Raw genomic sequence first — 19,715 nt, 5'->3', positions numbered from 1 at the left:
CTTCGCCCTTCGCTCAATTCGTCGTCACGGAGTCGGCCTGGGCCGCTCCGTCAGTGTCATCCATGCCGGGCCTGTGTAAGTCACTTTGGCCGTCGTCCCCGTTCGAGGCCTCCCGGCTGATGACCTGCCCTTGGAAATGCAGGAGGCGCTTTAGCAGCGTTTCGACTCGGTCAGCCGCTCCGCGATCGTTCAGCGCCAGGTGAACGACGTTGTCGCGGCCCAATGCCACAGACAACGTGTCCCGGTCCAGAGGCAAGGTGACGCCTCGCAGACCAGTTCCTTCCGCCTCGGACCCGACCCGCCAGGCCTGGTCCAGCTTGCGCGATCCGTCCTCGCGCGCGTCGGCGGCATGGGCAAGCCATTCGACCCGGCCCTCACGCGCGTTCTGCGCGATGCGGTCCGAGCCCATGAGCAGCCTGCCCGATTTCAGTTCGAGGCCCAGCCGGTCGGTAAGCGCGCGGGACAGCGCAGCCTCGATCCGATCCGCCAGGTCGTCGGGGATGGTAATGGCCGCGCCTTTATAAGCGCGCGCCAGTGCTCCCTTAAGTTTGTTCTTCGACACCGCGATTTCAAGGGTCTCGCGAGAAACGCCGATCCACGCGCCGCGCCCGGGGGCACGCGCGTGGACGTCGGGGAGCACCAGACCGTCCGGCGAGATCGCCAGACGGATGAACTCCCCGCGCACAGCCTTCTCGCCGGAGAGGATACAAGTCCTCTCCGCCGAATTGCCGTCAATGTCGGAGCTTACGCGCTCATTGCGAGGATTCCGCATCGGCGGCCTCCTCGGTCTGCGGTTCGTCTTCGAACCAGTGAGCGCGCGCGGCCATGATGATCTCGTTGCCCTGCTCTTCGGTCAGGCCGTACTCACCGAGCACGCCGCCCTTGTCCTCGTCGCGGCCCGAGCGCTTGTTCACCGAACCGTCGCGGCGACGCTGTTCGGTACGCTTCTTGGCGATGAGTTCGTCGGTCGCGAGGTCGGCGAGGTCGTCGAGCGTCTTGATGCCGCCCTTGCCGAGCACGACCAGCATCGCTTCGGTGAGGTGCGGCAGTTCTGCCAGCGCATCCTCGACGCCCAGCGCACGGCGGGCTTCGCGGTTGGCTTCCTCGCGGCGATCGAGCGCTTCCTGCGCACGGTTCTGCAGTTCTTCGGCCAGCTCTTCGTCGAAGCCTTCGATGTTCGCCAGTTCGGCGGCATCGATATAGGCGACTTCTTCCAGCTCGCTGAAGCCTTCGGCGACCAGCAGCTGCGAGAGCGTCTCGTCGACGTCCAGCTCTTCCTCGAACATCTTCGAGCGCTCGACGAATTCCTTCTGGCGCTTCTCCGAAGATTCCGCCTCGGTCATGATGTCGATCTGCGAACCGGTCAGCTGCGAGGCGAGGCGAACGTTCTGGCCGCGACGGCCGATCGCGAGGCTGAGCTGATCGTCAGGCACCACGACTTCGATGCGGCTTTCTTCCTCGTCGATGACGACGCGGCTGACGGTCGCGGGCTGCAGCGCGTTGACCACGAACGTCGCGGTGTCCTCGCTCCAGGGGATGATGTCGATCTTCTCGCCCTGCATTTCCTGCACGACCGCCTGCACGCGGCTGCCCTTCATGCCGACGCAGGCGCCGACCGGATCGATCGAGCTGTCGTTGCTGATCACGCCGATCTTGGCGCGCGAGCCCGGATCGCGGGCAGCGGCCTTGATCTCGATCACGCCGTCGTAAATTTCCGGGACTTCCTGCGCGAACAGGCGCTTCATGAAGTCCGGGTGCGCGCGGCTGAGGAAGATCTGCGGGCCGCGGTTCTGGCGCTCGACGCGCAGGACCAGCGCCCGCACGCGCTCGCCGACGCGGGCGGCTTCGCGGGGGATCTGCTGGTCGCGGCGGATCACGCCCTCGGCGCGGCCAAGGTTGACGATCACGTGGCCGAACTCGACCGACTTGATGACGCCGGTGATGACTTCGCCGGCGCGGTCCTTGAACTCTTCGTACTGACGGTCACGCTCGGCGTCGCGGACCTTCTGGAAGATCACCTGCTTGGCCGACTGCGCGTCGATACGACCAAGGTCCACCGGGGGTAGCGGGTCGACGATGAAGTCACCCAGTGCAGCGCCCTTCTGGAGCTTCTCGGCCTGCTTGAGGTCGACCTGCTTGAAGTAGTCCTCGACCTCTTCCACGACTTCGACGACGCGCCACAGGCGCAAGTCGCCGGTACGCGGATCGAGCTTCGCGCGGATGTCGTTCTCGGCGCCGTAGCGGTTGCGGGCCGACTTCTGGATGGCTTCTTCCATCGCCTCGATGACGATCGACTTGTCGATCATCTTTTCCGAAGCAACGGAGTTCGCAATCGCGATCAGCTCGGCGCGGTTGGCGGAAATCGCACTGGCCATGGCTTAGTCTTCCTGTTCCTCAAGAATGTCGTCCGCGCCGCTGGTATCCTGCGGGCGGCTTGCTGCGATGAGCCTGTCGGTAAGGATCAGCCTTGCCGACTGAACGTCTGCGAGCGGGAAGGACACGCGGCCGGACTTCTTGTCCTCCAGCGTGACCACTTCGCTTCCTGCCTCACCCTCGATGCCGACGAGGTCGCCGTGCAGGCCCTTGCGGTTGCCTTCGACGGGATTGATCAGGTTGATCTTCGCCTCATGGCCCGCCCAGTTGGCGTAGTCCTTGATGCGGGTGAGCGGACGGTCGATGCCCGGCGAGCTGACTTCGAGGCGATAGGCCTCCTCGATCAGCGTCTCGCCCGCTTCCTCCAGCGCATCCATGCGGTCGGAGATGCGGTGCGACAGCGCCGCGCAGTCGTCGAGCACGAGCTGGCCGGTCTTCGGGTCCTCAGCCATGATCTGGAGCGCGATCTCGTCGTCACCGACTTCGCTCTTGCCGAAAATGCGCACGCGCACGAGATCGAAGCCCAGGGCGGCGACCTCCGGCTCGATGACTTCGGTAAGGCGTGCGATATCGACCAATCTGGCTTCCGTTTCGTTTGTGCTTGCCGTGTGATGAGCAACGCGGTTTCGCGCCGGCCCCTACCGGCGCCAGCCCGTTCGTTGTTTCACCAATTACGGGATGACGGCCAGATAGTCGCGATTCTGGAAAAATGCAAGGGGAGAAGGGTCAGTACCCGGAGATGAGCATGTCGAGGGCATTGCCGATCGTGAGATCGTGTTCGTGGAGCGACGTCACCCGAATCCGTAAATCCGACGCCGGCACCGATGTAACCAGTTGAGGCACCATGACGCAGCGCACGCCCTCAATCTCGAAAACGGGATTGAGACGCGGAACCGGAGGCGGTGCTTCGGCAAGTGGCAACAAGGGCGCGACAAACCTGGTCGCGAAGTCGCTCAACAGGTCAGCCTGACAATCAAGCATGTAGCCATCACGATGCGCCATTCGATACACATCGATTTGGCCATCAGAACGGGCGATAGCGAGCCAGAGGCAACCCGTTGCGCTCGACATAGTCATTGAAAGAGGCAATCGCCTCGGCATTTTCTCGGCGCCAGCGTTCGGCGCGGGTTTCCGCGACCTGTTCGGCAAGACCCCGTTCGCAGGCACTGGATACGTCCACATCCAGAGCACGCGCCTCATCGAGAAGCGCTGAATCCAGCGAAACGCTGGCAGCCTTGCGGACTACGGGAGCAGAAGCCTTGGACATGCCCGCATCCTACATGCGCCAGCAACGCGCCTCAAAGCATTAAATTTCCGATATCGGGCCTAAACCCGCCCCTGATGCAGCCCGTGCTTCTTGAGGCAGTGGCGCAACTGGTCGTAAGTCAGGCCCAGCGCGCTCGCCACCTTGCGCTGATTCCAGCGCAGGCGTTCCAGCGCCGCCAGCAGCAGGCCGCGCTCGTGCGCCTCGACCGCGTCACGTAGAGAGGCCGGAGCCTCGAACGGCATTTCCGGCTCCGCCGCGCAGGGCAGCGGTGCAGGCACCACCTCCGCCATCGCGCGCAGCCCCCATGCACTGACGAAGGGATCGAACACCACTTCCGCGATCGGCGCAGCCTCATCCCCCCAGCGGTAGACCGCGCGCTCGACCACATTGCGCAGTTCGCGCACGTTGCCGGGCCATTCGTGCGCCTCCAGCGCCTCCATCGCGGCGCCCGAGAAGCCGGGGAAGCGACCCCACTCCAGTTCGCTGGCCATGCGGCGGCCGTAGTAGTCGGCCAGTTCCGCGACGTCCCCTTCCCGCGCGCGCAGCGGCGGCAGGGTGATGACCTCGAAGCTCAGTCGGTCGAGCAGGTCGGCGCGAAAGGTGCCCTCGGCGGCCATGCGCGGCAGGTCGGCGTTGGTGGCGGCGACGATGCGCACGTCCACCGTCACCGCGCGCGAGGAACCGATGCGCACGACCTCGCCATATTCGATCGCGCGCAGCAGGCGCTCCTGCGCCGCCATCGACAGGTTGCCCAGTTCGTCGAGGAACAGGGTGCCGCGATCCGCCTCCTCGAACCGCCCTGCCCTTGCCCGTGTGGCCCCGGTGAACGCGCCCGCCTCGTGGCCGAACAGTTCGGCCTCTATCAGCGTCTCGGGCAGCGCCGCGCAGTTGAGGGTCACCAGCGGCTCACCCCAGCGCGGGGAGAGGTGATGCAGGCGCTGGGCGATCAGTTCCTTGCCCGTCCCGCGCTCGCCGATGACGAGGACCGGACGGCGCACCGCGGCGGCGCGGCTGGCCCGCTCGACCGCATCGAGGAAGGCAGAAGACTGGCCGATGAAGTGGGTGTCGCGCTCCATTCCTGAAAGTTAGCGAAATTTCCCATTCATTGGCAATTCATTTTGCGCGCACTTTCGCACGGAGAAACCGAAATCCCGCAAATCCGCCATTCGCGCAGTTTGGCACGGGGGTTGCTATTACCTCGGCAAGACCAAGTTCAGGACTAGAGGAAACTTCGACATGCTCCCGATCACTGCGAACAGCACCGGCCAGGGACGCTCCACCACACCGCGTTCGACACTGGCCCGCACCAAGCTCGACTGGGCGATCATCGTCAGCATGCTGGCGATGGGCGCACTCAATCTCGTGGCGCTGGCCGACAAGGTCGCGGTGCCCGAGGCGCATGCGACCTCGGTGCATTCGTGCGGAGCGCCGCTCGCATGAGCAGGCTCGACGCGGAGATCGAAGTGCTCCAGAATCCCGCCCCGAACGCACACTTCAATCCGGGGCGCGCCTACCGCTTCGACGCCGATGACATCCGGGCCACGACGGGTACTTTCACCTCGGGCCGCAGCTTCACCACAGGAACCACCGCCATGGGCATCTTCTCCCGCACCCGCGACATCATCGCCGCCAACTTCAACGACCTGCTCGACAAGGCCGAAGACCCGGCCAAGATGATCCGCCTGATCATCCTCGAGATGGAGGAGACGCTGGTGGAAGTGCGCACCAGTTCGGCCCGCACGATCGCGGACCAGAAGGAACTGCGCCGTCACGTGGGCAAGCTGGACAAACTGCAGGCCGACTGGAACGACAAGGCGCAGCTGGCGCTGTCCAAGGACCGCGAGGACCTTGCCCGCGCCGCGCTGATGGAGCGCAAGAAGGCCGCCGACATGGCCGAGCAGCTCTCGGCCGAGATCCTGGTGCTCGACGACGCGCTGCGCGCCTACGAGGCCGACATCGAGAAGCTGCAGACCCGCCTGCGCGAGGCCCGCAGCCGCCAGTCGTCCATCGCGGCCCGCTTGCAGAGCGCGGAAAACAGGGTCAAGCTGCGCACGCTGCTGGCGAACGAGCGCGTGGACGAAGCCATGGCCCGGTTCGACCAGCTGGAGCGCCGCGTCGACTACGCGGAAGGCCGCGCCGAGGCCATGAGCCTCTCCGACCGCCGCCAGCCGACGCTCGCCGAGGAAATCGCGGCCTTGGCCGATGGCGACTCGATCGACGCGGAACTCGCGGAGATGAAGCGCCAGATGGCCGACAAGCAGCAGTAAGACATTCGAGGGAAGGGAAAACAGGCAATGTCTCGCGGACAATTCTATCTCGACAAGTCTAACGCCAAGATCTCGGGCGTGTGCTCGGGCATCGCGGATTACACCGGCGTCGATGCGCTGTGGATCCGGCTGGGCGCCGTGCTGCTGCTGTTCGCCGGGTTTCCGATCGTGATCGCCATCTACTTCGGCGTGGCCTGGCTGGCAGACAGCCGCCCGATGGGCCTCTATTCCGAGGACGAGGAAATGCGCCTGCTGCGCCGCATGGAACGCCGCCGCGCCCGCAAGGGGCTGACGGCAGCGCCTTCCTCCAGCCGCCTGCGCACCGATCTGTCCGACATGGACCGCCGGATCGCGGACATGGAGGCACACTATTCCAACAGCAACTCGCGCCTTGCGGCCGAGATCGACTCGCTGCGCTGACACGCAGCCATCCGGGCAACAGGGACACGACGACATGGAAGACGCAATCTGGGTGCTGATCCCGCTCGCACCGTTCATCATGGGCGGCTTCGCGATCTGGACCAAGCACCAGCGCAAGCTCGCCGAACTGCAGATCGAGGCGACCGCAGAAAAAGCCGCGCAATACGCCTCGCACAGCCGCGAACTCGAAGAGCGCGTGCGGGTGCTGGAGCGGATCATCACCGACGGCGGCTATGACACCGCCCTCCAGATCGAGGCGCTGCGGGACCGGCGCGAGGTCGAAAGCGCCCGCACGGCCGAGCCCAAGATCAACTGAGGAGACCGCCATGCAATGGGGTGGACCGGACTTCGTCCTCGTCATCGTCGGCATCTGTACCGGCGGCTGGGTGCTCAACACCTGGATCCGCGCGCGCCACGGCTATGCGCTGGAGGACGAATGGGGCGGCAAGACCGAGCGTGCGGATCACGCGGCGGCAGCGCGACTGGCTGAGGAAAACGCGCAGCTGCGCGCCCGGCTGGAAGCGCTGGAGAACCGCACCGCCAGCCTCGAAACCATCGTCACCGATACCGGATACACGACCGCCGCGCAGATAGAGAGCCTGCGCGCGCCGCTTCAGAAGGCAGCATCGCAATGAGCCCCGGCGATTTCCTCGGCCTTTGCGCCGTCCTCATCACCATCATCTCTGTCTTCGCGATCCTGATGGGCGCCTACAAGCGCCGCCTGGCCTTCCTCGAGCGCAAGCTGGAGATCACCGTCGGCGCGACCGCCGAAAAGGCCGCGCAGTACGCAGCGCACAACAGCACGCTTGAAAATCGCGTGCGGGTGCTGGAAAGAATCATCACCGACGGCGGCAGCAGCCACGACATCGCGCTCCAGATCGAAGCGCTTCGAGTCGAGGACGCGCACGACGGCGATAGGGTGAAGGTGACCAAGCAATGAGTTTCTGGACTGCCGTAGTCGTTCTTTTCGCCATCGGCTGCGTGACCTGGCTCAAGTCCCAGCGCTACCGCGCGCTGGGCGACAAGCGGGACCGCGCGGCCGGCGGCTACGATCACACCGCCCGCGAACACGAACTGGAGCGCGAGGTCGAAACCATGCGCAAGCGCATCGCCGTCCTCGAACGCATCGCCACCGACGAACGGCGCGGCAAGGACCTCGCCCGCGAGATCGACGCCCTGCGGGATTGACATTTATCGCCAAATAGGTTATATGGCCCGACATCCGATCCGGCGATGATCACGCCGGAGAGGTGTATCGGGTCGGCGTCGTGGGCCGGGATGCGGTTTCAGCCGTAGCTACGCAAACCACGCGTCCGTTCGAAGACCCGGACTGTCTCTGCGCTACCGGAAACGCCGTCCATACGTTCCTGCGACACACGGCAGGACTTGGGACGGCCATCCCGGATAGCCTTCGGCCGATAACGACGCGAACCCTAACGACGGCCACATGGGACAAGTCCGATGGAATACAGGTCGAGCCGGGCTGCACCGTGAGTTACCCGGCCGCTCGCCAGAGCTTCACGGAAAACAAAACCCCGCGTCCCTGCTTGGACGCTCCCGACGCCGACCCGATGTTCTCGGTATTCGCGTTGATTTCCCCGGCGTAATGGCCCGCACTCGCCAGCGGGTATTTCCGCGTGCGCTGACTGCACGCACAACCTCGTCATCCCAGCGAAGGCTGGGACCGCTGGCCGCGCAAAGCCCAACCCTAGGCAGGGCGTTTGAACGTTGGCTCGCCGTAACAGGCCAGCGGTCCCAGCCTTCGCTGGGATGACGGGGTTAGGCGCGCATCCTCCCCGTTCCGGGGAGGAAGTTACGGCACCCGTTTCTCCAGTTCCGCCAGCCATACCGCTGCGCTGGCGTCGGACGGTGCGCGCCAGTCGCCCCGGGGGCTGAGGGCTCCGGCGGTGGACACTTTCGGGCCATTGGGAATGGCCGAGCGCTTGAACTGGCTGAACGCGAAGAAGCGCGTCACGAACTTCTCCAGCCATGAACGGATGACCGGCAGTTCATAGGCGTTCTTCTTGGCTTCCGGGAAGGCGTGCGGCCATGCCCCCGCCGCCGTGTCGCGCCAGGCGTGCCAGGCGAGGAACGCGACCTTCGACGGCTTCTGCCCGAAGCGCATGACGTGGTGGAGGAAGAAGTCGTTGAGTTCGTAAGGCCCGATCTTCGCCTCGGTGCTCTGGATCGCGCCGTCGGCCCCGGCGGGCACCAGTTCGGGCGAAATCTCCGTCGCGAGGATCGCCAGCAGGATCTCCTCGGTCGAGGCGCTGAACTGGTCGGTCGTGGCGCACCAGCGGATCAGGTACTGGATCAGCGTCTTGGGCACGCCCGCGTTGACCGCGTAGTGGCTCATCTGGTCGCCGACGCCGTAAGTACACCAGCCCAGCGCCAGTTCCGACAAGTCGCCGGTGCCCACAACGAAGCCGCCGTGCTGGCTGGCGAGGCGGAACAGATAGTCGGTGCGCAGCCCCGCCTGGACGTTCTCGAACGTCACGTCGTAGACCGGCTCGCCGTTGGCGAAGGCATGGCCGATGTCATGGAGCATCGTCGTCGCGGCGGGCCGGATATCGATCTCCTGCGCGGCGATGCCAACGGCGTCCATCAGCTTCCAGGCGTTGGACTTCGTGCCCTCGCTCGTCCCGAAGCCGGGCATCGTGTAGCCCCGGATGAAGCTGCGCGGCAGGCCCAACCGGTCGCAGGCGCGCGCGGCGACGATCAGCGCATGGGTCGAATCGAGGCCGCCCGAGATGCCGATCACCATCGACTTCGCATGGGTCGATTCGATCCGCCGCATCAAGCCGTCGACCTGGATGTTGAACGCCTCGTAGCAGTCGGCGTCCAGCCTGTCGGCGCGCGAGGGGACGAACGGGAAGCGGCTGACCGGGCGCACCAGCCCGATGTCGCCGCCGGCCGGGGCGTGGCGGAACGGTACGGTGCGGAACGTTTCCTCCGGCTTGCCCGCGACGTCGGCGGCATCGTTGAAGGTGGGGCTCCGCAGACGATCCATGACGATGCGATCGCAGTCCACGTCGGCCACGCACAGTTCGGCCTCGAGCGAGAAACGCTCCGATTCCGCCAGCAGGTCGCCCAGTTCGTAGACGATGCCCTGCCCGTCCCATGCGAGATCGGTCGTGCTTTCGCCGTGTCCCGCCGCGCAGTAGATATAGGCCGCCATCGCGCGCGCCGACTGGGCCCGGCACAGCATGTGGCGCTCGTCCGACTTGCCGATGACGATGTTGGAGGCGGACAGGTTGGCGAGGATCGTCGCCCCCGCCATCGCGCCCAGCGAGGACGGCGGCGTCGGCGCCCAGAAGTCCTCGCAGATCTCGACGAAGAAGCGGAAGTTTTTCAGCACCTCGGAGGCGAAGACGAGATCGACGCCGAACGGCACCTCCTGCCCGTTCACGGTGATCGTGGAATTGCGGACGGTCTTGCCGCTCGCGAACCAGCGCTTCTCGTAGAACTCGCGGTAGTTGGGCAGGTAGGACTTGGGCACTACGCCGAGCAGGCGGCCCTGCGCGATGACCAGCGCGCAGTTGTAGAGCCGCCCCTTGCGCTCCAGCGCGGCGCCGACCAGCAGCACCGGCGAAAGGTCGGCGCTGGCCTTGACGATCTGCGCCACCGCAGCCTCGACCGCCTCGATCATCGCGCCCTGCAGGTGCAGGTCGTCGATGGCGTAGGAGGACAGGCTGAGTTCGGGGAAGACCAGCAGGTCCACATGCGCCGCATGGGCCCGGCGCGCTTCGGCAAGGATCGCGTCGCGGTTGCCTGCAACGTCGGCGGTCTTCACACGCGGGGTCGAGGTGGCGACGCGCACGAAGCCGTGCTCGTGCATGGAGAAGAACGGGTGGCTGGTGTCGGCAGTGTTAGGCATTCGTCGGCCCGCTTCCTTCTTCCCGTCATTCCCGCGAAGGCGGGGATCCATCTGACGCCGCCGCGACACGACGGATCGGGAGATGGGTTCCCGCCTGCGCGGGAATGACGGATGTGTATTGATACACACCAGCAGTCTGGCCCGGCTTCCCTGACAGCATCACCCACTGCTTGCAACGCCGCGCCTTTGCGAAATGTTCGCAATATCCTCTTGCCCTCGCCGCGCCCGCCTCTAAATGCCGGGTCTATGCGTGACCTCGACGATATCCGCGAAGAGTATGAATTCCTCGATGGCGACGAACGCTATCGCCTCCTGATCGAACTGGGGCGCGAGCTGGACGATATGCCCGACGCGCTGAAGACCGACGCCACCAAAGTGCGCGGCTGCTCCGCCAGCGTCTGGGTCTATCCCATGGCGCGCGAGGACGGCACCCTGCACTTCCTGGCGGACAGCAACGCGGCGATCACCAAGGGCATCGTCTCGCTGGTGATCTCGGCGGTGCAGGACAAGCCTGCCGCGACGGTGGCCGCGACCGACATCGCGGCGGCGCTCGAACCGTTCGACTTGCGCAACCAGCTCTCGTCTAACCGGACGCAGGGCGTGCCCAACATGATCGCGCTGATCCGGGAAACTGCCGCGCGATATGCCCAGGGCTAGGAAATATCTCTGGATCACGGCGGGGGTAATCCTCGTCGGGATCGGCACGCTGGGCATCTTCCTGCCGCTGCTGCCGACGACGATCTTCTGGATTCTCGCCGCCGGATGCTTCTCGAAGAGCCACCCGGAATGGGCGGAGCGGCTCTATCGACACCCAAAGTACGGCCGCCACTTGCGCGAATGGCGCGACCGGCGGGCGATCAGCCGCAAGGGCAAGATCGCGGCGATCTCGACCATGGGCCTGAGCGTCGCGATCGTATGGTTCACCGCAGGCGAGATGTGGGCGCTGATCCCCCTCGCGGTGCTGGCGACGATCGGGACGTGGATCTGGACGCGGGCGGAATAAATCCTCCCTGCGCTTGCTCGGGGAGGGGGAAAGCAAGCCCCCTCCGTCAGCCCTGCGGGCTGCCACCTCCCCATTCCTGCGGAACAGGGAGGATAGACCTAGTCCACCGCCTCGCGCAGCACGGCGATGCCCTGTTCGCGCTGCGCCCGCAGTTCCCGCTTGAGCACCGCCGGATCGCGCGCGACGACGAAGCCGAAGCTGACGCCGCCTTCCTTGCCGATGGTCGCATGGTGCAGCTTGTGGGCCTGCACCAGCCGCTTGGCATAGCCGCGCTTGGGCACCCACCGGAAATAGCGCTGGTGGACCAGGCCGTCGTGGATCAGCGTGTAGATCACGCCGTAGACCAGCACGCCGAGACCAATCCACGTGCCCGGCCACCACGCACTTGCGCCCATCACCATCGGCGAGCCGAGTGCGAACATGGAAATGCTGATTGCCGCCCCGAACACGGCATAGAGGTCGTTCTTCTCCAGCATCCTGTCGTGCGGCTCGTGGTGGTCGCGGTGCCAGGCCCAGCCGAAACCATGCATGATGTACTTGTGGCTCGACCACGCGACGAACTCCATCGCGGCAGCGGAGGCAAGGACGATCAGGACGGCGGCAAGGGCGGACATGGCCTTGCCCTTATACTGCCAACGCCTCTCTTCACACACTAAATCCCGTCATCCCCGCGCAGGCGGAGATGACGCGACTGAAGCTGCGACACTCTCTTACAATTGCACACACCCTTGCGACGGGCCGTCTAGCTAGCGTTCAGTTTCACAAGCCTAATCCTGAATGCATCGGAAGCGACCTTCCGAAAACAGTTTCCAGCAAGGAGTGCGACCCATGCGCCAGTTCACCAAGTTCATCGCCCCCGCCCTGATCGCCGTCACCAGCCTCGGCGCCATCGCCCCCGGCATCGCCGAGGCCGCGCCGAACCGCCACGTCCAGGCCGCCCGCCACTACGACATTCGTTCCGACATCCAAGGCCTGCGCGCCAATATCGACCGCGCCGCCGCCCGCCGGACGATCTCGCAGCGCGAAGCCTCGGGCCTGCGCCGCGATGTCGTCGATATCCAGCGTCTCTACGGCCAGTACTCGCGCGGCGGCCTCTCCGCGCAGGAGACCCGCATCCTCGGCAACCGCGTGAACAAGGTCTACGCCTCGCTGCGGATGGAGCGCCACGATTACGACCGCCGCCGCGGCTGATCGGCGACCGGGAACCCCAAGTCGCGGAATAATCCGGCAGCCTTTGCCGTAGCCCGTGGTTTTCCTCCCGGCAGAACAATCCCCCCACACAGGAATCCCCCCATGAACAAGCTGACCAAGATCATCGCCCCCGCTCTCGTCGCGCTGCTCGGCGGCGCCTCGCTGGCCCCTGCCGTCGCCGAGGCCGCACCCTACCACCACGACCAGCGCGACCATGCGCGCCGCGGCCACCACGCCCCGCCGCGCTACGTGAAGCATCACCGCGCTTCCAAGCACTACTGGCGCAATGACCGCCGCCACCACGACGACCGCCGCTATCGTTCGCGCTACGATCGCCATGACCGTTACGATCGTCGCCACCACTGATCGACCGGGCCGGTGACCCTGAATTCCGGCCCGCACACTCCCTAACGCGCCCGGCCGCAAGGACCGGGCGCGTTTTACATGGCGGTGCGAGCGTCTCGCAACAGCAACGATCGATCGTCAGATCTATTCGGATTGAATGAAAATTTCATTCGAAGGGCGCAGCGAATCGCCCTGCCCCTTGAATTTCGCAAGGGCGGGGCCTAATCGCGCCTGATCATGACAACCGCACCGCGCACCCTCTACCAGAAGATCTGGGACGCCCACGTCGTCGACCAACGGGACGACGGCACCTGCCTCATCTATATCGACCGGCACATCGTCCACGAAGTGACGAGCCCGCAGGCTTTCGAGAGCCTTCGCGCCGCCGGTCGCCCGGTGCGTCGCCCCGATCTTACGCTCGCGGTGCCTGACCATAACCTGCCCACCACCGCGCGCCGCGACATGAACGGCAATCGCGTGCCGATCGCCGATCCGCAGAGCGCCCAGCAGCTCGACATGCTGGAGAAGAACGCGCCTTCGTTCGGCATCCGCTACATCGGCGACGCCGATCCGGAACAGGGCATCGTCCACGTCGTCGGCCCCGAGCAGGGCTTCTCGCTGCCCGGCGCCACCATCGTCTGCGGCGACAGCCACACCGCCTGCAACGGCGGCCTGGGCGCACTGGCCTTCGGCATCGGCACGTCCGAGGTCGAGCACGTGCTGGCTACCCAGACGCTGCTGCTCAAGCAGTCGAAGACCTTCGAAGTCCGCGTCGAGGGCACGCTCGGCGCTGGGGTCACCCCGAAGGACGTGATCCTGCACGTCATCGGCGTCATCGGCACTGCCGGCGGCACCGGCTACGTGATCGAGTACACCGGCAACGTCTTCCGCGAGATGTCGGTCGAAGGCCGCCTGACCGTGTCGAACATGTCGATCGAGGGCGGCGCCCGCGCCGGTCTGGTCGCACCGGACGAAACGACTTTCGCCTACGTCAAGGGCCGCCCCTACGCGCCCAAGGGCGCGGACTGGGACAAGGCCGTGGCGTGGTGGAAGAGCCTGGCGACCGACGAAGGCGCGACTTACGACAAGTCCGTGTTCATCCGCGCCGAGGACATCCAGCCCACCGTGACCTGGGGCACCAGCCCCGAGGACACCTCCGGCATCGGCGGCTTCGTCCCCGCGCCTGAGGACTTCGCCGACGCCTCCAAGCGCGATGCGGTCAAGCACAGCCTCGACTACATGGGCCTGACGCCCGGCACGAAGCTGACCGACGTGGAAGTGCAGAACGTCTTCATCGGCAGCTGCACCAACAGCCGCATCGAGGACATCCGGGCCGCCGCCGAAGTGCTCAAGGGGCGCCACAAGGCCGACAACGTGAAGTGGGCGATCGTCGTCCCCGGATCGGGTCTGGTCAAGGCGCAGGCCGAGGCCGAAGGTCTCGACAAGATCATCATCGATGCGGGTCTGGAATGGCGCGAGCCGGGCTGCTCGGCCTGCCTTGCCATGAACCCCGACAAGGTGCCTGCCGGGGAGCGCTGCGCCTCCACCAGCAACCGCAACTTCACCGGCCGTCAGGGTCCGGGTGCGCGCACCCACCTGATGAGCCCCGCCATGGCCGCCGCTGCCGCCGTCACCGGCAAGCTGACCGACGTGCGCGACCTCGCGCCAATGACTGAACCGGCCTAAGCTGATAGGATCTCCCCCATGTCCAACGATTCCGACAACTCGCTCGCAGGCCGCGCCGCCATCGCCGCCGGTGCCGCCATCGGTTCGGCCGCCATCGCCGCTGCCCTGCTCTTCGTGAAGCGCCGCAGCGACCGCAAGAAGGCCGACGCGCAGCCGCCGAAGACCAACACGGCTCCGCACTTCCCGAGCGAGACGGACTGATGCAGGCGATCAACCACGTCGCCGGCAAGGCGATTCCGTTCGGCCGCAAGAACGTCGACACCGACGTCATCATCCCGGCGCACTGGCTCAAGACGATCACCCGCACGGGTCTCGGCAAGGGCGCGTTCGAATCGATCAAGCTGGAAGACGGCAACGTCTTCACCGACGAGCGCTGGGCCGGCGCGCCGATCCTCATCGCGGGCGACAACTTCGGCTGCGGCTCCAGCCGTGAGCACGCCGCCTGGGCGCTGCTCGACATGGGCGTGACTTGCGTGATCGCGCCGAGCTTCTCGGACATCTTCTCGGGCAACGCCTTCAAGAACGGCATCCTCACCGTGGCCCTGCCGCAGGAGGCGATCGATCGCCTGATGGAAGTGGCGCAGGACGAGACGATCGACATCGACCTCGACACGCAGTCGGTGACCACGCCGTTCCAGGATCGCTTCACGTTCGAGATCGATCCGTTCCGCAAGCACTGCCTGCTGAACGGCCTCGACGAAGTGGGCCTGACGATGGCGCAGGGCGACACGATCTCGACCTACGAAGGCAAGGCACGCGAAACGCTGCCGTTCCTTGCCAGCCCGGTGCTGGCGGCTTGACCGCAAAATCCTCCCTGTTCCGAAGGAATGGGGAGGTGGCAGCCTGCAGGGCTGACGGAGGGGTCTTCTCCCCCTCCACCCCCGCCTGCGGCGGCGGTCCCCCTCCCCATCGCTTCGCGACAGGGAGGATTCTTCGCCTCTCGATCCATCGGTCGCTATTGCGAATCAAGGATTGCCCCGCAGCCCCGCGTTCCCTATCGGCATGGACAACGCTTTAACCCGAGGTTGTCCGATGACGAGTTTCCAGGACCGCGAGCGCGCCGAAGAAGCGAAGTTCGCTCACGACGCCGACACGCTGTTCCGCATCCAGGCCCGCCGCAACCGCCTCGTCGGTGAGTGGGCGGCCGAACGCATGGACTTGTCGCAGGCCGAAACCGATGCCTATGCCAAGGCCGTCGTCCAGGCCGACTTCGAGGAAGCCGGCGACGAGGACGTCATCCGCAAGCTGCTGGGCGACCTGACCGCCGCCGGCGTCGATACCACCGAAGCGGAAGTGCGCGCCGCACTGGCCGCCAAGCAGGTCGAAGCGCGCCGCGCTTTCCTGGGCTGAGGACTATCCGATGGGCATGACCGCTACCGAAATCGAGACCATGATCCGCGCCGCGCTGCCGGACGCGGAAGTCACGATCACCGACCTCGCCGGGGACAACGACCACTACGCCGCGCACGTCGTCTCGGCCGCCTTCACAGGCCGCCCCCGCGTCGCGCAGCACAAGATGGTCTACGAAGCGCTGGGCGGCCGCATGGGCGGCGTCCTTCACGCCTTGCAACTCACCACCGCCGTCCCCAACTGACGCAAGCATACTACTCAAGGGTTTTACTGAAATGTCCGACGTCAATGCCCGTATCGGCGATATCGTAAAGAGCAACGACGTGGTCCTCTTCATGAAGGGCACCCCGCTGTTCCCGCAGTGCGGCTTCTCCAGCCGCGCGATCGCCATCCTCGAACACCTCGGCGTCGCTTACGAGACCGTCGACGTGCTGCAGGACATGGAAATCCGTCAGGGCATCAAGTCCTATTCGGACTGGCCGACGATCCCCCAGCTCTACGTCAAGGGCGAGTTCCTCGGCGGCAGCGACATCATGATGGAGATGTACGAGGCCGGCGAACTGCACCAGCTCATGACCGACAGCGGGATCGCTGCGCAGGGCTGATCTGCCGACAGCACCGGATTACGAAGGCTCGGGAAGCGATTCCCGGGCCTTTTCATCATCCGTCATCGCGGACCTGATCCGGGATCGCTGGCCGTGAACAGCGGCGCCTGCGTCAAGGCGCCTCGCGGCCTGCACCGGGCTAAAGACAGCCACCGGTCCCGGATCAAAGCTGGGACGACGAATACTTCGATGTATGGGGAACCCCGGGGAGGCGGGGCCGGGAGACTGTCCGGCCCCGCCTCTATCGAGACTGCTTCTCTCGGGGTACGATACTTCATAAGCATGACCTGTGCCAGTTCTGATTTTTCCCGAAAATCAGCCATTTCTTCGGTTCACGTGTCAGCGCGTGCGTCATGCCCTGTAAATTCTGCCGACACTGCCACCTGAGTCGCCTGGCGCTTTTCCGCTTGCGCGCCCCTTCCCCAGCGGCAAGATCGGCGGCAATGATCCAGACCGCTCCCTCCGACCAGCCGATGCCGACAGACGGCCCCGCCGTCGTCCCTGCCGCCACCGTGGTGGTGTTCCGCCACGCCGCCGACGGCGGACCGCCCGAACTGCTGATGCTCCAGCGCTCGGACGGCATGCGCTTCGCAGGCGGGGCGGCGGTGTTTCCCGGCGGCCGCGTCGATCCCGCAGACCGCGAACTCGCCCGCCGCCTGCTGCCCGGCGAATCGGAGGAGATCGCCTCCGCCCGCATCGCCGCGATCCGCGAGACGCTGGAGGAAGCGGGCCTCATGATCGCCACCCGCGCCCCCGTCACCGCCCGCGAAGCCGCAGAAGCGCGGGCGATGCTGCTGGAGGTCGGCCGGCTCGACACCGTGCTGGAGCGCTTCGGCTGGGAACTGGACCCGCAGGCGCTGACCTTCTTCGCGCACTGGTGCCCCTTGTGGGACCGGGCTTTCGACACACGCTTCTTCGTCGCCGACATCGGCACCGGCGCGGTGGACGTGACGGTCGACGCCACCGAGAACTCGCGCCTGTTCTGGGCGAGCGCTGCCGATGCTCTCGCGATGGCCGATCGGGGCGAGATTTCGGTGATCTTTCCGACCCGCCGCAATCTCGACCGCCTTGCGCAATACGCCGATCATGCCGAAGCGCTGGCCGACATCGCCGCCTACCCCGTCGTCCGCATCCACCCCGAGGTGGAAATGCGCGAGGACGGCGAATGGCTCGTGATCCCCGACGGGCTGGGCTATCCGGTGCTCGGCCAGCTCAAGGCGACGGCGCGACGCGGGTAAACGCGCGTCGTCCCGGACGTGATCCGGGACCGGTGGCAGTCTTTAGACGGAGACTCTCGTCGAGGCGCCTTGGCGCAAGGTGGGCTGCTCACGGCCACAGGTCCGGGACGACGGGCGCTTATGCTGCCGCGAGTTGTTGCGGCACTTTCGCCCCGCCCGCGGCGTAAAGACCGAGTGCGATGGCGGACACGAAGAACACGGCCATCGCCACGATCGCCCCGTCGTAGCTGCCGGTCACCGAATGGACCCGCGCCGATCCGACGACGGCGACCGCGATGAACGGCAGCCCGATCAGCGTGTTGAGCCCGAAGCCCCGGCTGTAACTGGCCTGTCCGAACGAATCGGTCAGCCCCTTGCCCAGCGTGGGGATCGCGCCTGCACCGTGCATGCCGATGAGGCCGATCACAAGGGCCGCCATCCAGAACGGCGGGTGCTGCAACAGGAGAGCCCATAGCACCGCGCAGTCGAAGCCGATAAGCGCCAGCGCCCTCGCCCCGCCGATGCGGTCGGCGATCCAGCCGAACAGTATCGAGCCGGCGATCCCGACCAGCGACATGATCGACTGCAGCAGCGCCGCTTCGGGCCGGGTGAAGCCCCAGGACAAGCCCATCGGCACCAGTAGCGAGCCCAGCAGCACCGAACTCGTCATGCTCGCCACCGCTGCCAGCGAGATCGCCCAGAAACGCGGCCGCGCAAGCAGTTGCGCGACGCTGAACGATCCGTCGGCGGTGCGCTTCGCATCGGGTTCGGGCGCCAGCGTCTCGGCGTGCCCCGGAGGATGATCGATCGCCAGCAGCCCCAGCGGAAGCAGCAGCGCCGCCGCGATCAGGCCGATGGACAGGTAGATCATGCTCGGTGAGACGGCGGAAAGCGCCCGCTCCAGCGTCCACGGCACCACCGCGATCACCACGGGCAAGTGGACGATTCCCAGCGCCAGCCCGCGATTGCGGTTGAACCAGCGTCCCACCAGCGTCGCCGGGCCGATCGATCCGGCGAGGCTCATCGCGGGACCGAAGCAAAGCCCGTAAGCCAGCAGGTAGAGGGCGTAGCTTTGCGTCCAGGCCAGCGTGAGATAGCCTGCCACCGTCAGTAATGCGCCGATCAGCAGCAGCAGGCGCAGCGACACCTTGGCGATCAGCACGCCCACGAAAGGCGCGAGCACCGACGAGCCGACCAGCACCAGCGGAATGCCCGCCGCCGCCTCTTCTGCGCTGACGCCGAGGCGTTGCTCGACCGAGGCCAGCATCAGCCCGAAGGAGCCCATGACGGTGCCGACGACGACGTTGTGCGATACGCCCGCGATCACGCCCATGCGTACCGCAAGCGGATGGTTGGGGGCGTCGCCCTCCGGTCCGACAGGTGCTGCCAAACGCTCTCTCCCCATGCTTGAACTTGCCGGCGATGGCGTGCCGGTCTATTCGCGGGAGTGTGTGGGGCGCCGGATCGGCTTGACCAGAACTTTCCGACCGGATGAACGAGAATTCGCCGGGGCGACGTTATCGCTCAGGCGCTCGCGTGCGATCCGTGCGTTGCCGCGATGTGCTCGAGCACCGGGCCGTAGAGCGGACGGTCGAACTCGACCCCGGCAAGGTCGCTGCTGACCCAGCGCACCACGCCCGACATGCCTTCCATCCCCTTGGGCCGCACGATCAGGCGCGCGCCGACGCGGAAATAGATGCCGCGCATGCGCAGGCAGCAGCCCTCCACCGAGATGTCGGAAATCTCGCCGTCATCCCGCAGACCGCTCTGCGTGCGGCACTGAACGGCCAGCGCGACGGAGCGTCGCTGCGATCGCCGGGGAAGAACGGTGCGGGTCATGAGCGGGAGAATACAACCGATCGGTTTATGATCGCTTAAACTTCATCGCGCGCCCGTTCGAACACGGTTCGAACTCAATCCGGGAATCAGGGCGACCATTTCCGAAGACAATGGCGCGCCCGACAGGGTTCGAACCTGTGACCCCAAGCTTAGAAGGCTCGTGCTCTATCCAGCTGAGCTACGGGCGCGCGCCGGATTTCCCATAGCGTGGTTACCGCGCGGCGCAAACCGCTGGCGGCGCAAACTTGTGCTTTGCGCTGCAGCAAAGCCACGTT

General features: G+C 65.9%; 28 protein-coding genes and 1 tRNA gene. 18 read left to right on the top strand and 11 right to left on the bottom strand.

What is annotated here, in order from left to right; all coding sequences use genetic code 11:
* Positions 1 to 13 precede the first annotated feature (13 nt).
* From BES08_RS17680 to pspF, 6 genes are all read right to left on the bottom strand, one after another.
* Positions 14 to 772 carry a DUF448 domain-containing protein gene (locus BES08_RS17680; RefSeq protein WP_008830678.1) on the bottom strand — a complete coding sequence of 253 codons (759 nt, stop codon included), beginning with the start codon at positions 770 to 772 and terminating at the stop codon, positions 14 to 16.
* A complete protein-coding gene (gene nusA / locus BES08_RS17675; RefSeq protein WP_008830679.1) occupies positions 753 to 2,375 on the bottom strand; it encodes a transcription termination factor NusA in 1,623 nt (540 codons plus the stop codon). The genes BES08_RS17680 and nusA overlap by 20 nt, the downstream gene beginning before the upstream one ends.
* A gap of 3 nt (positions 2,376 to 2,378) precedes the next feature.
* Positions 2,379 to 2,951 carry a ribosome maturation protein RimP gene (rimP, locus tag BES08_RS17670; protein ID WP_008830680.1) on the bottom strand — a complete coding sequence of 191 codons (573 nt, stop codon included), beginning with the start codon at positions 2,949 to 2,951 and terminating at the stop codon, positions 2,379 to 2,381.
* Between the two features lie 148 nt (positions 2,952 to 3,099).
* Entirely contained in the window at positions 3,100 to 3,444 is a 345-nt protein-coding gene (locus tag BES08_RS17665; protein ID WP_083274726.1) for a CcdB family protein, read from the bottom strand.
* Positions 3,398 to 3,640 (bottom strand): type II toxin-antitoxin system CcdA family antitoxin, encoded by a 243-nt coding sequence (locus BES08_RS17660; protein ID WP_069709076.1) that lies wholly within the window; start codon positions 3,638 to 3,640, stop codon positions 3,398 to 3,400. The genes BES08_RS17665 and BES08_RS17660 overlap by 47 nt, the downstream gene beginning before the upstream one ends.
* Positions 3,641 to 3,699: 59 nt before the next feature.
* Complete coding sequence (gene pspF, locus BES08_RS17655; RefSeq protein ID WP_069709075.1) at positions 3,700 to 4,716, bottom strand: phage shock protein operon transcriptional activator; 1,017 nt, start codon at positions 4,714 to 4,716, stop codon at positions 3,700 to 3,702.
* Between the two features lie 160 nt (positions 4,717 to 4,876).
* On the opposite strand from pspF, the gene BES08_RS17650 reads away from it, so the two are divergent.
* The 7 genes from BES08_RS17650 to BES08_RS17620 are packed head-to-tail and all read left to right on the top strand — an operon-like array spanning position 4,877 to position 7,515.
* Positions 4,877 to 5,080: a hypothetical protein gene (locus tag BES08_RS17650; RefSeq protein WP_069709074.1), complete on the top strand. Its 204-nt coding sequence runs from the start codon at positions 4,877 to 4,879 to the stop codon at positions 5,078 to 5,080.
* Entirely contained in the window at positions 5,077 to 5,907 is an 831-nt protein-coding gene (pspA, locus tag BES08_RS17645; RefSeq protein WP_008830685.1) for a phage shock protein PspA, read from the top strand. Before BES08_RS17650 ends, pspA begins: the two co-directional genes overlap by 4 nt.
* A 27-nt stretch (positions 5,908 to 5,934) precedes the next feature.
* Positions 5,935 to 6,327, top strand: coding sequence for a PspC domain-containing protein (locus tag BES08_RS17640; RefSeq protein ID WP_008830686.1), 393 nt, complete (start codon positions 5,935 to 5,937; stop codon positions 6,325 to 6,327).
* A gap of 34 nt (positions 6,328 to 6,361) precedes the next feature.
* Positions 6,362 to 6,643 carry a hypothetical protein gene (locus BES08_RS17635; protein WP_008830687.1) on the top strand — a complete coding sequence of 94 codons (282 nt, stop codon included), beginning with the start codon at positions 6,362 to 6,364 and terminating at the stop codon, positions 6,641 to 6,643.
* 10 nt (positions 6,644 to 6,653) lie between these two features.
* Positions 6,654 to 6,962 carry a hypothetical protein gene (locus BES08_RS17630; RefSeq protein ID WP_069709073.1) on the top strand — a complete coding sequence of 103 codons (309 nt, stop codon included), beginning with the start codon at positions 6,654 to 6,656 and terminating at the stop codon, positions 6,960 to 6,962.
* Complete coding sequence (locus BES08_RS17625) at positions 6,959 to 7,267, top strand: hypothetical protein (protein ID WP_069709072.1); 309 nt, start codon at positions 6,959 to 6,961, stop codon at positions 7,265 to 7,267. Before BES08_RS17630 ends, BES08_RS17625 begins: the two co-directional genes overlap by 4 nt.
* Complete coding sequence (locus tag BES08_RS17620; RefSeq protein ID WP_069709071.1) at positions 7,264 to 7,515, top strand: hypothetical protein; 252 nt, start codon at positions 7,264 to 7,266, stop codon at positions 7,513 to 7,515. Before BES08_RS17625 ends, BES08_RS17620 begins: the two co-directional genes overlap by 4 nt.
* A gap of 625 nt (positions 7,516 to 8,140) precedes the next feature.
* On the opposite strand, the gene BES08_RS17615 is transcribed toward BES08_RS17620, so the two are convergent.
* Positions 8,141 to 10,204: an NAD(+) synthase gene (locus BES08_RS17615; RefSeq protein WP_069709070.1), complete on the bottom strand. Its 2,064-nt coding sequence runs from the start codon at positions 10,202 to 10,204 to the stop codon at positions 8,141 to 8,143.
* 246 nt (positions 10,205 to 10,450) lie between these two features.
* Here BES08_RS17615 and BES08_RS17610 point away from each other — a divergent pair, with 246 nt between their 5' ends.
* Both BES08_RS17610 and BES08_RS17605 read left to right on the top strand, forming a co-directional pair.
* Complete coding sequence (locus tag BES08_RS17610; RefSeq protein WP_036530240.1) at positions 10,451 to 10,861, top strand: SufE family protein; 411 nt, start codon at positions 10,451 to 10,453, stop codon at positions 10,859 to 10,861.
* Entirely contained in the window at positions 10,848 to 11,207 is a 360-nt protein-coding gene (locus BES08_RS17605; protein ID WP_069709069.1) for a YbaN family protein, read from the top strand. Before BES08_RS17610 ends, BES08_RS17605 begins: the two co-directional genes overlap by 14 nt.
* A gap of 98 nt (positions 11,208 to 11,305) precedes the next feature.
* Here the strand turns inward: BES08_RS17605 and BES08_RS17600 are convergent, their stop codons facing one another.
* Positions 11,306 to 11,821 carry a sterol desaturase family protein gene (locus tag BES08_RS17600; protein ID WP_008832916.1) on the bottom strand — a complete coding sequence of 172 codons (516 nt, stop codon included), beginning with the start codon at positions 11,819 to 11,821 and terminating at the stop codon, positions 11,306 to 11,308.
* Between the two features lie 214 nt (positions 11,822 to 12,035).
* On the opposite strand from BES08_RS17600, the gene BES08_RS17595 reads away from it, so the two are divergent.
* The 9 genes from BES08_RS17595 (at position 12,036) to BES08_RS17555 (ending at position 17,622) form a co-directional block, all read left to right on the top strand.
* Complete coding sequence (locus tag BES08_RS17595) at positions 12,036 to 12,398, top strand: hypothetical protein (RefSeq protein WP_069709068.1); 363 nt, start codon at positions 12,036 to 12,038, stop codon at positions 12,396 to 12,398.
* A 102-nt stretch (positions 12,399 to 12,500) separates the two neighbouring features.
* Positions 12,501 to 12,764 carry a hypothetical protein gene (locus tag BES08_RS17590; RefSeq protein WP_008832914.1) on the top strand — a complete coding sequence of 88 codons (264 nt, stop codon included), beginning with the start codon at positions 12,501 to 12,503 and terminating at the stop codon, positions 12,762 to 12,764.
* A gap of 216 nt (positions 12,765 to 12,980) precedes the next feature.
* Positions 12,981 to 14,429 carry a 3-isopropylmalate dehydratase large subunit gene (gene leuC / locus BES08_RS17585; RefSeq protein ID WP_069709067.1) on the top strand — a complete coding sequence of 483 codons (1,449 nt, stop codon included), beginning with the start codon at positions 12,981 to 12,983 and terminating at the stop codon, positions 14,427 to 14,429.
* 18 nt (positions 14,430 to 14,447) lie between these two features.
* The gene (locus BES08_RS17580) at positions 14,448 to 14,630 is read left to right on the top strand and encodes a hypothetical protein (RefSeq protein WP_036530245.1); all 183 of its coding nucleotides are present in this window, start codon (positions 14,448 to 14,450) and stop codon (positions 14,628 to 14,630) included.
* On the top strand, positions 14,630 to 15,229 hold the full coding sequence (gene leuD, locus BES08_RS17575; protein WP_036530247.1) for a 3-isopropylmalate dehydratase small subunit: 600 nt from the start codon (positions 14,630 to 14,632) through the stop codon (positions 15,227 to 15,229). Before BES08_RS17580 ends, leuD begins: the two co-directional genes overlap by 1 nt.
* 232 nt (positions 15,230 to 15,461) lie before the next feature.
* Positions 15,462 to 15,779, top strand: coding sequence for a DUF1476 domain-containing protein (locus tag BES08_RS17570; RefSeq protein WP_036529513.1), 318 nt, complete (start codon positions 15,462 to 15,464; stop codon positions 15,777 to 15,779).
* Positions 15,780 to 15,789: 10 nt separating this feature from the next.
* Complete coding sequence (locus BES08_RS17565) at positions 15,790 to 16,023, top strand: BolA/IbaG family iron-sulfur metabolism protein (protein WP_008832123.1); 234 nt, start codon at positions 15,790 to 15,792, stop codon at positions 16,021 to 16,023.
* 31 nt (positions 16,024 to 16,054) lie between these two features.
* Entirely contained in the window at positions 16,055 to 16,384 is a 330-nt protein-coding gene (grxD, locus tag BES08_RS17560) for a Grx4 family monothiol glutaredoxin (protein ID WP_008832124.1), read from the top strand.
* 443 nt (positions 16,385 to 16,827) lie between these two features.
* Entirely contained in the window at positions 16,828 to 17,622 is a 795-nt protein-coding gene (locus tag BES08_RS17555; RefSeq protein ID WP_069709066.1) for an NUDIX hydrolase, read from the top strand.
* A 118-nt stretch (positions 17,623 to 17,740) separates the two neighbouring features.
* Here the strand turns inward: BES08_RS17555 and BES08_RS17550 are convergent, their stop codons facing one another.
* From BES08_RS17550 to BES08_RS17540, 3 genes are all read right to left on the bottom strand, one after another.
* The gene (locus BES08_RS17550; RefSeq protein WP_008832126.1) at positions 17,741 to 18,991 is read right to left on the bottom strand and encodes an MFS transporter; all 1,251 of its coding nucleotides are present in this window, start codon (positions 18,989 to 18,991) and stop codon (positions 17,741 to 17,743) included.
* 134 nt (positions 18,992 to 19,125) lie between these two features.
* Positions 19,126 to 19,440: a PilZ domain-containing protein gene (locus tag BES08_RS17545; RefSeq protein WP_008832127.1), complete on the bottom strand. Its 315-nt coding sequence runs from the start codon at positions 19,438 to 19,440 to the stop codon at positions 19,126 to 19,128.
* Between the two features lie 111 nt (positions 19,441 to 19,551).
* A tRNA-Arg gene (locus BES08_RS17540) sits at positions 19,552 to 19,628 on the bottom strand.
* Between the last annotated feature and the right edge of the window lie 87 nt (positions 19,629 to 19,715).

Origin of the sequence: Novosphingobium resinovorum, assembly GCF_001742225.1 — a bacterium.
Classification (GTDB): domain Bacteria; phylum Pseudomonadota; class Alphaproteobacteria; order Sphingomonadales; family Sphingomonadaceae; genus Novosphingobium; species Novosphingobium resinovorum_A.
Note: the sequence above shows the minus strand (reverse complement) of the source record. Positions and strands in the feature narration are given on the sequence as shown.

Excerpts from the sequence above, each read along its gene's own strand:
- BES08_RS17680 (WP_008830678.1), bottom strand. The coding sequence starts at position 772 with ATGCGGAATCCTCGCAATGAGCGCGTAAGCTCCGACATTGACGGCAAT.
- nusA (WP_008830679.1), bottom strand. The coding sequence starts at position 2,375 with ATGGCCAGTGCGATTTCCGCCAACCGCGCCGAGCTGATCGCGATTGCG.
- BES08_RS17665 (WP_083274726.1), bottom strand. The coding sequence starts at position 3,444 with ATGTCGAGCGCAACGGGTTGCCTCTGGCTCGCTATCGCCCGTTCTGAT.
- BES08_RS17660 (WP_069709076.1), bottom strand. The coding sequence starts at position 3,640 with ATGTCCAAGGCTTCTGCTCCCGTAGTCCGCAAGGCTGCCAGCGTTTCG.
- pspF (WP_069709075.1), bottom strand. The coding sequence starts at position 4,716 with ATGGAGCGCGACACCCACTTCATCGGCCAGTCTTCTGCCTTCCTCGAT.
- BES08_RS17650 (WP_069709074.1), top strand. The coding sequence starts at position 4,877 with ATGCTCCCGATCACTGCGAACAGCACCGGCCAGGGACGCTCCACCACA.
- pspA (WP_008830685.1), top strand. The coding sequence starts at position 5,077 with ATGAGCAGGCTCGACGCGGAGATCGAAGTGCTCCAGAATCCCGCCCCG.
- BES08_RS17640 (WP_008830686.1), top strand. The coding sequence starts at position 5,935 with ATGTCTCGCGGACAATTCTATCTCGACAAGTCTAACGCCAAGATCTCG.
- BES08_RS17635 (WP_008830687.1), top strand. The coding sequence starts at position 6,362 with ATGGAAGACGCAATCTGGGTGCTGATCCCGCTCGCACCGTTCATCATG.
- BES08_RS17630 (WP_069709073.1), top strand. The coding sequence starts at position 6,654 with ATGCAATGGGGTGGACCGGACTTCGTCCTCGTCATCGTCGGCATCTGT.
- BES08_RS17625 (WP_069709072.1), top strand. The coding sequence starts at position 6,959 with ATGAGCCCCGGCGATTTCCTCGGCCTTTGCGCCGTCCTCATCACCATC.
- BES08_RS17620 (WP_069709071.1), top strand. The coding sequence starts at position 7,264 with ATGAGTTTCTGGACTGCCGTAGTCGTTCTTTTCGCCATCGGCTGCGTG.
- BES08_RS17615 (WP_069709070.1), bottom strand. The coding sequence starts at position 10,204 with ATGCCTAACACTGCCGACACCAGCCACCCGTTCTTCTCCATGCACGAG.
- BES08_RS17610 (WP_036530240.1), top strand. The coding sequence starts at position 10,451 with ATGCGTGACCTCGACGATATCCGCGAAGAGTATGAATTCCTCGATGGC.
- BES08_RS17605 (WP_069709069.1), top strand. The coding sequence starts at position 10,848 with ATGCCCAGGGCTAGGAAATATCTCTGGATCACGGCGGGGGTAATCCTC.
- BES08_RS17600 (WP_008832916.1), bottom strand. The coding sequence starts at position 11,821 with ATGTCCGCCCTTGCCGCCGTCCTGATCGTCCTTGCCTCCGCTGCCGCG.
- BES08_RS17595 (WP_069709068.1), top strand. The coding sequence starts at position 12,036 with ATGCGCCAGTTCACCAAGTTCATCGCCCCCGCCCTGATCGCCGTCACC.
- BES08_RS17590 (WP_008832914.1), top strand. The coding sequence starts at position 12,501 with ATGAACAAGCTGACCAAGATCATCGCCCCCGCTCTCGTCGCGCTGCTC.
- leuC (WP_069709067.1), top strand. The coding sequence starts at position 12,981 with ATGACAACCGCACCGCGCACCCTCTACCAGAAGATCTGGGACGCCCAC.
- BES08_RS17580 (WP_036530245.1), top strand. The coding sequence starts at position 14,448 with ATGTCCAACGATTCCGACAACTCGCTCGCAGGCCGCGCCGCCATCGCC.
- leuD (WP_036530247.1), top strand. The coding sequence starts at position 14,630 with ATGCAGGCGATCAACCACGTCGCCGGCAAGGCGATTCCGTTCGGCCGC.
- BES08_RS17570 (WP_036529513.1), top strand. The coding sequence starts at position 15,462 with ATGACGAGTTTCCAGGACCGCGAGCGCGCCGAAGAAGCGAAGTTCGCT.
- BES08_RS17565 (WP_008832123.1), top strand. The coding sequence starts at position 15,790 with ATGGGCATGACCGCTACCGAAATCGAGACCATGATCCGCGCCGCGCTG.
- grxD (WP_008832124.1), top strand. The coding sequence starts at position 16,055 with ATGTCCGACGTCAATGCCCGTATCGGCGATATCGTAAAGAGCAACGAC.
- BES08_RS17555 (WP_069709066.1), top strand. The coding sequence starts at position 16,828 with ATGATCCAGACCGCTCCCTCCGACCAGCCGATGCCGACAGACGGCCCC.
- BES08_RS17545 (WP_008832127.1), bottom strand. The coding sequence starts at position 19,440 with ATGACCCGCACCGTTCTTCCCCGGCGATCGCAGCGACGCTCCGTCGCG.